5 protein-coding genes are annotated in these 10,459 nt (G+C 63.9%); all 5 read right to left on the bottom strand.

The window, feature by feature from the left end; all coding sequences use genetic code 11:
- A partial coding sequence (locus ENSA7_RS46060; RefSeq protein WP_181233128.1) for a SpvB/TcaC N-terminal domain-containing protein occupies window positions 1-166 on the bottom strand: 166 nt, incomplete at its 3' end.
- 737 nt (window positions 167-903) lie between these two features.
- Window positions 904-1,368 (bottom strand): DUF7919 family protein, encoded by a 465-nt coding sequence (locus ENSA7_RS46310; RefSeq protein WP_443655648.1) that lies wholly within the window; start codon window positions 1,366-1,368, stop codon window positions 904-906.
- A 13-nt stretch (window positions 1,369-1,381) separates the two neighbouring features.
- Window positions 1,382-5,758, bottom strand: a complete 4,377-nt coding sequence (locus tag ENSA7_RS04415) for an RHS repeat domain-containing protein (RefSeq protein ID WP_106087939.1) — start codon at window positions 5,756-5,758, stop codon at window positions 1,382-1,384.
- Between the two features lie 57 nt (window positions 5,759-5,815).
- Window positions 5,816-6,160: a hypothetical protein gene (locus ENSA7_RS04410; RefSeq protein WP_146157321.1), complete on the bottom strand. Its 345-nt coding sequence runs from the start codon at window positions 6,158-6,160 to the stop codon at window positions 5,816-5,818.
- Window positions 6,161-6,415: 255 nt separating this feature from the next.
- Window positions 6,416-10,366: an RHS repeat domain-containing protein gene (locus ENSA7_RS04405; RefSeq protein WP_219907908.1), complete on the bottom strand. Its 3,951-nt coding sequence runs from the start codon at window positions 10,364-10,366 to the stop codon at window positions 6,416-6,418.
- Window positions 10,367-10,459 lie beyond the last annotated feature (93 nt).

The following is a 10,459-nucleotide window of genomic DNA, read 5'->3' as shown; positions in this document are numbered from 1 at the left end:
CGTCGAGCGCGTGCACCAAGTCCTCGACGCCCGCGAGCACGAACGTGTCCCGCCGCTCGAGCTTGGGATCCTGGTCGCGGTACTCGGGCAGCCCTTTGTCGGTCTTGCGCGAGATCGCAGGCACCCCTAGCACCAAGTCCACGCCAGCGTCTGGATGTCCAGCCATCATCACACGGGCGTGGCAGATCCCGATGCCAAGTTCGTCCCCTTCAACAGCTGCTGCACAGCCTGGTTGCCCGTGGCTGCAACACCCGACGGGGCGAAAAAAGCTGTGTGACAACGTCGGCCGCCGGACGACGAGTCGACCGCCGGACGACGAGTCGCTGCTGGATATAAACCGCTCGCTGACCTAAAGCCTGGCCAACCCGGTCGAGGCGGGGCTCGTCCAGTGGTCTTCGCAGTGGCCGCTCTTCCCCGTCGGGTGGCGTTTCGGCGAGACGCGGACCTCAGGCGGCCTAGCCTAGTTGGTTCTTCGAGGAGGCCGGGGGCATGCCCGAGGAGGCCGCCGATCTTCCCCGAAACGGGCGACGACGCGCTGTACGCGATGTTGATGGCCCCGGTCCGCGAGCGTGAGGTCGAGATCCACGAAGAGATGCGCGCGCAGAGCCGACGACTCATGGAGCCGGCGCAAGCTCGCGCGGCAGCACCTCATACTGTGCGCCGCGGCGTTTCGAGGAGCGATACACGATCACGCCAAAGCACGCGGCGTTGAGTGCGAGGAAGGTGTTGGCGGAGGTCGGGCGGGATCGAGTGTGGGAGCGGCAGTGCGTGGGCGACTGGCCGGCCAAGGAATGAGTCCGGCCCAGCCGCCGCGCTCGAGTCGCAACCACCCAATGCGGACCTGTGAACCCACGCAGCCCGGGAAACCCGGGAAATGTCACCAGCGAGCAGCAACGCCCGTCTTCAAACAAACGCTGAATTAAGCAATTTTTCACTCTCAGCCCGAGGGTCCCATTGTTTGTAGGCTACCTCCGCACCGAGCACCGCATCGACAAATGCATTTGGCGGAGCATAGCGGTGTTCCGACACGTAGTGATATACAAGGTTTGGTGCAACGAAGATGACCGAATAGTCCAGAGATGGAACCCACAATTCCGCCGCTCCCAGGAGCATCTTGGGGCCCCCATCCAGGATAAGGAATGTATCGTGCAGCTCGGAGCAAAGGGTGCACACGTGGTTCCCCCTGGCCTGGTTCACAGACCACCTCCAAGTCAGTTGAGCCAATGCTGCGAGAAACTGAGAACTAGGTGAGCCTTGGGAACGAGGGCTGGCGCTGCTCCCATTCAACCAGCCGACACAAGCTGTTCCGGCGACGAATCGCCCTTCACCAAGGCCGTACGAGTATGGAGCTAGGTCTGCGATGTACATTTTAGCCTCTGGTTCACCGAATGAGCAAGCAAGCCGCCCACTCAAGGTGCCCGGCGTTGGGTTGGAGGAGGTCCGACAACGGCGTGGCGTCCTCGACCGTAGTCGATTTCGCATGAATCCGAAGCGTGTTCGGTGCCTTTAGAGTGTAGTTGGGGATTTTTGCGCCCGGTAGATAGGATGCCGCCCCCTCAATGTCGGCCATGAGCCGCGGGTTCTGCGAGATGAGATCCCAGCGACCCTGCTCGATCAAACTGCCGGTCCGATCGTAAATGCCGCGTCCATGCCGGGTTGGCAGCGTCAGCGTGGTACCCTCGGGGATCACAACGTCGCCTGACCAGACCCGGAATTCACCGTGACCGGCGAATGCACGTCCGGTACCGCCGGGCACGACTGCTTCGGCGTACCCATCGCCAGCCCCGGCTCGTCCAGCCCCCCGTGTGGCGGAACTCAGCGTCGCCTCAGCCTCCGCCATAACGACCGCACGGCCCACGCCCCAGCCGACCCCCAGGTGGAGCCCCGCGTCGGTCCACGCACCAACACTCGCTGCGGTGTCTGCCTGAGCCCCAACAAGAATGGCAGCTCCCTCGGCGACCGTATATATACCAGTTGCGGCAGTTTTGCCCGTCCCGAGCTTCCTCAGGCCCGCTTGTAGATCGTCAAAGCCGAGGGCCATGGCGGCGACACCGAATCCGAGAGTTTCGGGCGCCGCAAGCGCCCCGCCCGCTATTTCCGCAACTCCCCCGACCGCTTGAACAGCTCCTTCAACCCGCGTTCGTACCTGTTGACGCTTCTGCTGCCTGCGGTTCTCCTGAACACTCTCGATTGCGACAAGGGTTGTCGCCGTATCGATGACGAAGTCCGCATACTTCTCCTTGTGTTGCTGTCCTGTAAAATCATGAGCGGTCCCCTGAAGCTCCTCCACATGGTCGGACGTCGTGATGACCACGCCGTTGGGGGTATGAAGGCTGACCGTCCCATCGGCGTTCTGTTCAGGCCATACCGCTGTATCAGGATCGAGAAGGGGTGCCACATCATCTGCACTCGCACGCGGCCGAGATACCGACATACCCGACGCGCCAGATGTATCCGTCATGCTTGCGGGACTACAATGTCCGTAACGATATATATTGACTCCATCTCCAAGATGCGTCGGGTCCGTCGCTGTCCATCGACCCAACCAGGGCACTAGGTAGCGGGCCGAGTGATATTCCAGCCCCGTCTCCTCGTCGCGCTCCATTCCTGTGTACCGGTAGCGCTTCGCCGAGACGTGGATGCTCGCGTCAACCGCCCGATACGCACTCGTGCCGTACGGGTGATACTCCTCGTAGGAGATGACTGCGCCGCTGCCGTCGACCTCTGTTGCGGCGGAGCCGAGTTGGTTGCTCAACTGGTAGCGCGAGATACTGGTCTGGTTTGCGACCGTTTCGCCGCCGTCGACGGTCTTGGTCTCGACGACGCAGATGCGCCCGCTTTTGTCGCTGATATGCAACGATTCGCGCTCGAGCTCGACCTCGACCTCGAGCGTACCGTTGACGCGTTTGCGGTAGATCTCGAATGGGCCGAGGTAGATCCGCTCCTCGGTCGCCTGCCCTTGCTTCTCGGTGTACTTGCGGCTCCTGATGCCGCCTGCGTATTGAAAGTAGACCTGCTCCGTGCCGGCGGTGGCGTGCTGGAGTTCGTCGTCGTGGTTCCAGGTCATCGCCGCGAGGTGCGGCATGGTCGTCATGCTGCCGTGGGCGTCGTAGCTGTAGATGTGCGTGTACGGGCCGTTGGCGGCGTCGCCGGGGGCTGAGGTGGCGAGCAGGCGGTTGCCGTCATGGGCGTATTCGTAGCGACGCGTCCAGCCGGTCCCCGCGGCGGGGATGTGCTGCATCTTCAGGATATTGCCGACGCCGTCATAGGTGTAGCGCTGCGTGTAGCGGCGCATCGCGGACGGGTCGGAGGCCATCGGCTGCGGGCCGACGGGGAGCTGCTCGTGGGTGCGCTGGGTCGTGCCTTGAGTGGCGTGCTCTCGGCCGGTCGCTTCGATCAAGCGGTAGGTGGCGTCGTAATCGTAGGAGTTGGCGGCCTCGACGACGGCGTTCTGGAAGTAGACGGTCTGCTGGGCGGTGTCGCGGATGTCGGTGATGTTGCCGGCGGGATCGTAGTGATAGTGCAGGCCCTGGAGCGATGCGTTGTCGCTGCCGCGGAACGTGGACAGCCGCGAGAGGCGGTAGGTCTTGGGGTCGTAGGTGTACGAGGTCGTCGTGGTCGGCGAATTGGCCGGGCCGTAGATGACGGTCTCACGCTGACCGCGGGCGTTGTAGGAGATGTCGCCGACCACGGTCTCGACCGTGGCGCTGCCTCGGCGTTTGAACTCCACCTTTTGCAGGGCGCCGGCTTGGTCGTAGGTGTAGAGGGCCTCGGAATTGTCCGGGGAGATGGCCTTCAGCACGCGGCCGAGGGCGTCGCGTTCGCTGGACGCCGAGAACGTCTCGGTGTCCAGCTGCGGTGCGGCGGCGGTGGCCATCGCGGGAATTGTACTTTGTCCGATCAGAGCGCTCCAGTCGGGCTGGGTGGTCTTGCTGGCGACGAGCTGGCGTCGCTCGGATGTTGGCTGCCCCTTGAAGTCGTAGGCCAGCGAGGTGGCAACTCCTGCGCCGTCGTAGACTCGGTACACGCGACCGCGGTGGTTCGTGGCCTCGGGGGACGCGAGTAGATCACCGTAGACGACGCGCCCGAGCAGTTTCTCAGCGCCACCGCCGACGCTGACGGTGCGGTCGATCGGGCGGCGCAGAGTGTCATAGCTGAAGGAAAAGCGCTGGTCTCGAGCATCCCAGCTGTGCATGGGCTGACCGAGGGCGGTGAGCAGGTGCCGGCGATCACCCGCATCAACGCTGCCGACGAACAGCGACTGACCGAGCATGCCGTAGGTGCGGGTCTCGGCCGAGTTGCCACGGGCGTCGACAACCTCGAGCACGTTGCCCTGGATGTCGAGCACCGACCTGGTCTCGAAGAACTCGTCGTTGCCGACCAGGTCCTTGTTGTGGGCGACGCTGAGGAACGGCCGACCGAGCGTGTCGAGGTGGACCTTGCTCGGGGTGTTGGCGTGCTTGGCCGCGAGCTGGGCGGCGCGAGCCTCCTTCTGCAGCGCGACGTCCGGTCCTTCGTAGCCGTCGCGCTGCACAAACCAGTCGCTGGCGAGCACGGTGTCGTTGACGTCCCAGCTGGTCTGCTCCCACGGCGTGAACTCCACGCGAGAAAATGTGCCGTTGGGCGGGTCCGTGCGGACGAGGCGACCGAGCGGGTCATAGTGATTGAGCGACGTGACGCCTTGCTCGACGAGTTCGGCTTCGTCCTCGTAGTCGGGCGTGCTGGAGAAGTAGGGCTCGTAGGCCTTGAGGACGTTGCCCTTGTTGTCCAGCACGACGCGGCCGTTGCCCACCCAGCGCACATTCGGGCTGGTGTCCTCGTACTGGAGTTCGCCGTCGACCAGGACGAGCTCGCCGTCGACGTCGCGTTGCGGCGCGAGGCCAGGTCGGGCTTGCGCCTTCACCATCACGACGCCCCCACCCCCAGAGAAGTACGTGCGCTGCTCGAGCCAGCGCGTGTTGATGTCTTGATGGATCTCGCGCACCCGCGTCTTCGCCCAGTTGGGCTTGCCGGTGTTTTGCCAGGCGAACAGGTCGTACTCGAACGTGCTCGTCGGGTCCTCGAGCGTGTCGCCGTCGGTGTCGCCCACCTTGCCCTTCACGGCGGTGGCGGTGACGAACCCGAGCACGTCGAACGCGACCTGGCTGCGGTTGCCGTTCGCGTCGGTGAGTTGCCAGGGCCCGAGCACGCGATAGTCGTACTCGGCGCTGGCCGTGTTCCCGAGCGGGTCCGTGCTGCTCACGGTCAGCAGCGCGTGCGCGTCGTAGGTCGTCGAGTAGACGTTGCCGTACGGGTCCTCGACGGACGTCACCGCGTAGAACTTGCTCGCGTCGTAGCTCGGGTGACCCGTGCGGACCCACCACGCGTCGTCGCCGAGCACGTACTTGCCCTCGTCCTCGAGCTCGGCGTTGGTGGGCGCGCCAGTCAGCCCGCCGAACACCGACTGCCGCTGGCTCTCGGTCATCGCCATCGCGTCACTGTCATACGCCAGCGCCTTGCTCTGCACCTCGCCATGAGCCAGCGGCGCGGACAGGTCATCGGCGAGATAGCGACTGCGGCTGCAGCTGAGCAGGCGCTTGTCGATGCCGTTCGACAGTTGCCCGTCATACGCCACGGGGTTGGCCGTGTCCGCGGCGTCGCGTATTGCCCGCCAGGTGAACGCGTCGTCGCCTGGCGCCGGGAGCCCGTGCAGCTCATAGCTGCGCGCCTCGACCGGAACGCCCAGCCGCAACACGTCGTCGCTCGCGTCGAGGTGCACGACGTCCGTCTCGCGGGCGTGGATTGCAGCCTGATCAGGCTACAATCCACGCCCTCCTCAAATACAGTTTTCGCGGGCTGGACCAACTGGACGCCACTCCCAGGGGCCAGACGCTCGAACCAGGGCCATATAACCGACGCATAAGTTCTCCCCCTTATGCTGGGAAACCTTGAAATCGGCGACAGCGTCCCCATCGAGATCCAGCATGAAGATGTCAATCGGTCCCAGCCCGTACGCGTTGGTATCTCCGGTCCAGACAAAGCTCTCCTCGCCGGACAGCGACCAGTCGAGTGGTCCCAGGGCCAACTCTCCGCCCTTGCCCGAGAGTGCACCATCGACGACTTCGATGGCGTAGCCCCGCTCCCCAAATTCGCACTTTGTGCCCGCGGGCAACTCTTCCACGAGGTGAACAGTAGCAAGCGCAGTGTGGGCCCCGAGTACGAGCAGGACACCCCGGTTGGAGTGGACAACTTTGTTAGACGTGAGCGGCACTAGGCAGATAACCGAATCGCTATGCTCGGCGACATAGAACAAATGGGGTATGGTTTCACTTGCGAGACGGATGGGGCCGGCCGGAGTGATAGAAACAGCCCGCGGGCACGCCGCGAGCAACAACGACAAGCTTCCAAGCCATACGATCCGGGGCATCACTTCAGGTCACCATCCCATCTGCGCAGGTGATACAACAATTTGTTGCTCGGGCATTTCGCTTTTGAGCAAATGGTGCACGATCTCCGTCGCAGCGCGCTTCCAACTTGGTCGGTCCGAAATCCTTTCCGCAACCTGCTCAATGGCGTGGTCGACTTCTGGGATGAAGACCCCGCGCTGTTGACGCAGCCATATCGTATGAGATGCTTCTGTGAGAAATAGGGCGAGTGCGCTCTCCGACATCGCCTCACCAATGAGTGGGTCGCTGTCGAGAGCCTGGAGTGCGCGAGCCTCGAACTCAGCTAGTTCGAGACCCGCTCCCACCATTGACGCAACCCAGCGGGCGGCCTGTATCGATCCCGCCCCCATCGGAACGGGTTGGCCATCTGACATGTGCGTGATCCCCTCTTCGACGAGGATGTCCGAGACGTGCCCAAGTTCGTGCTCGAGTTCGTAGGCGGCTTTAGCTATGCGCTCTCGACGGAGCGCCGTGACGATGTCCTTCTCCGTCATGCTGAAATCCCAGTTTCGTCGTTCAGCATCAAAAATTGAGACCATGCCAGCCCCAAATCGCGCATCCGTGATGACGTTCACTTTCAACGATTCACCGGACTCGGGACTGCGAAAACCTGGTTTCAACTTCGACCGTGGGCCAAACGACTCGACCTTGGTGTCGACCGGCCTACCTTTCTCGCTCGCGTCCATCGTCAACTCCATGAACTTGCCTGGCGCAAGTTCGAGTTCGGAGAGGTCTGGTGAGTCAAACCAGTTTTCCGGCAAGAGCCGGGCGAGCTCGGGGGCATTTTTCCGCAATAGACGATCAACCTCCTTAAAGTCTACGTCCTCTGATTTAACTTTGTCGTAGGCGCGCGCAAATCGTGCCTTTTCCTTGTCAGTCGCCTTGGAGAGGCCGTTGATGTCGAACGACTGAGCGGGGCTGGCGCCGGCGTACCCGTAGCGATTTACTTCATCTTCCAAGCCAATCGGATCGCTCGCCGTCCACCTCCCCAGCCAAGGCGCATAATATCGCGCCGAGTGATACCCCAACCCCGTCTCCTCATCCCGCTCCATCCCCGTGTAGCGGTAGCGTTTGGCCGAGACGGCGATGCTCGCGTTCACAGCACGGTACGCGCTCGTGCCGTAGGGGTGGTACTCTTCGTATGAGATGACCGCTCCGCTCCCGTCGACCTCGGTCGCGGCGGAGCCGAGGTGGTTGCTCAGCTGGTAGCGCCAGATGCCCGTCGGGCTCCCGACCGCTAAGCCGCTGTCGACCGACTTCGTCTCGATGATACAGATACGCCCGGTGTCGTCGCTGATGAGTAGCGACTCGCGCTCGAGGTCCAGCGTGCCGTTGATGCGCTTGCGGTAGATCTCGAACGGGCCGACGTAGATGCGCTCCTCGGTCGTCGCGCCAGACTTCTCCACGTACTTGCGGCTGCGCATGCCGCCTGCGTACTGGAAGTAGACCGTCTCCGTTCCGACGGTGACCTCGCGCAGCTCGTCGTCGTGGTTCCACACCATGCTCGACAGGTGCGGCATCGCGGTCATATTGCCGTGCGCGTCGTAGGTGTACGCGTGCGTGTACGGGCCGAGGGCCGAGTCTCCTGGGGCTGAGGTCTTGTCGAGCCGGTTGCCGTCGGCGTCGTATTCGTAGTGGCGGGTCCAGCCGGTCCCCGACGCGGGGATGTGCTGCATCTTCAGAATGTTGCCCACCTCGTCGTAGGTGAACTTTTGCGTGTACCGCCGCATCGCCGACGGGTCGCTCGTCATCGGCTGCGCGCCGATCATGATCTGCACGTCGGCGCGCTGCGTCGTGCCTTGGGTGCTGTGCTCGCGGCCGGTCGCTTCTATCAGCCGGTACGTCGCGTCATAGATGTACGAGTTCGCGGCCTCGACGACGGAATTGTTGTAGTAGACCGTCTGCTGCGCGGAGTCGCGGATGTCGGTGATGTTGCCGACCGGGTCGTAGTGGTAGTGCAGGCGCTGGAGCGTGGCGTCGTCGCTACCGCGCACGGTCGTGAGTGACGCGAGTCGGTAGGTCAGCGGGTCGTACCCGTAGGTGGTGGTCGTGGTCGGGCTGGAGGTCGAGCCGTAGACCACGGACTTACGCTGGCCGCGGGCGTTGTAGGTCATGTCGCCCACCACCGTCTCGGCCGTGGAGCTGCCGCGTTGCTTGACCTCGACGGCCTGCAACGCGCCGCCCTCGTCGTAGCTGTAGATGACCTCGCTATCGTCGGGCGAGATCGCCGTCAGCACCCGGTTCACCGCGTCACGCTCGCTACTCGCCGAGAAGGTCTCGGAGTCGAGCAGCGAGGTCGCGGCGGTGGCCATCGCGGCAATTGTACTCTGGCCGAACAGCGAGCTCCAGTCCGGCTGCGTCGTCTTACTCGTGACCAACTGTCGCTGCTCCTCGAGCGGGTTGCCCTTGAAGTCGAATTCCACCGTGGTCGCCACGCCAGCGCCGTCGTAGACCCGATACACACGACCGACATGGTTGGTGTCCTCCGGCGTACTGAGTAGGTCGCCGTACACGATGCGCCCCAGCAACTTCTCTGAGCCGCCGGACACGCTAACCGTGCGATCCACGGGCCGGCGCAGGGTGTCGTACGAGTACGAGAAGCGCTGACTGCGGCTATCCCAACTTCGCATGGACTGCCCCAGCGCGTTGAGCAGCGTGTACCGGTCGCCCGCGTCGACGCTGCTGACCACCAACGACTGCCCGAGCATCCCGTACATCCGCGACTCGGCCGTGTTGTCCCGCGCGTCGATCACCTCGAGCACGTGCCCCTGGATGTCCAGCACAGACTTCGTCGTGTAGTACTCCGAGTCGCCGACCAGGTCTTTGTTGTGGGCGACCGACAAGAACGGCCGCCCGAGCGTGTCGAGGTGCACGACGCTCGGCGTGCCGTGGTGGTCCGCCGCCAGCAACGCGGCCCGCTTCTCCGCGAGCAGGCCAACGTCGGCGCCTTGGTAGCTGATCCGCACCGTGTGCCAGTCGCTGCCGATGACGGTGTCGTTCGGGTCCTCACTGGTCTGCTCCCACGGCGTGAACTCCACGTTGGAAAATGTGCCGTTGGGCAGGTCCGTGCGGATCAGCCGCCCCAGCGGATCATAGTGCATCAGCGGCGTCACACCCTGCTCGACCAGCTCGGCTTCATCCTCGTATGCGTGGGTACTAGAAAAGTACGGCTCATACGCCTTGACGACATTCCCCTTGTTGTCCCTGATGACACGACCGTTCCCCACCCACCGCACGTCCGGGCCCGTGTCCTCGTACTGCAACACGTCGTCGACGAACACGAGCTCCCCGTTGCCATCGCGCTCGGGCGCGAGGCCGGGCCGGGCCTGTACCTTCGTCATCACGACGCCACCGCCACCACCGAAGTAGCTGTACGACTCGAGCCAGCGCGTGTTCGGGTCTTGGTGGGTCTCGCGGACACGCGTCTTCGCCCAGTTGGGCTTGCCAGCTGTTTGCCAGGCAAACAGGTCGTACTCGAACGTGCTCGTCGGGTCCTCGAGCGTGTCGCCGTCGGTGTCGCCCACCTTGCCCATCACGGCGGTGGCGGTGACGAACCCGAGCACGTCGAACGCGACCTGGCTGCGGTTGCCGTTCGCGTCGGTGAGTTGCCAGGGCCCGAGCACGCGATAGTCGTACTCGGCGCTGGCCGTGTTCCCGAGCGGGTCCGTGCTGCTCACGGTCAGCAGCGCGTGCGCGTCGTAGGTCGTCGAGTAGACGTTGCCGTACGGGTCCTCGACGGACGTCACCGCGTAGAACTTGCTCGCGTCGTAGCTCGGGTGACCCGTGCGGACCCACCACGCGTCATCGGCGAGCACGTACTTGCCCTCGTCCTCGAGCTCGGCGTTGGTGGGCGCGCCAGTCAGCCCGCCGAACACCGACTGCCGCTGGCTCTCGGTCATCGCCATCGCGTCGCTGTCGTAGGCCAGCGCCTTGCTCTGCACCTCGCCAGGAGCCAGCGGCGCGGACAGGTCATCGGCGAGATAGCGGGTACGGCTTCGAGTGAGCAGGCGCTTGTCGATCCCGTTGGACAGCTG

This window comes from Enhygromyxa salina (assembly GCF_002994635.1).
Lineage (GTDB): Bacteria > Myxococcota_A > Polyangia > Nannocystales > Nannocystaceae > Plesiocystis > Plesiocystis salina_B.
Note: the sequence above shows the minus strand (reverse complement) of the source record. Positions and strands in the feature narration are given on the sequence as shown.

Excerpts from the sequence above, each read along its gene's own strand:
- ENSA7_RS46310 (WP_443655648.1), bottom strand. The coding sequence starts at position 1,368 with ATGTACATCGCAGACCTAGCTCCATACTCGTACGGCCTTGGTGAAGGG.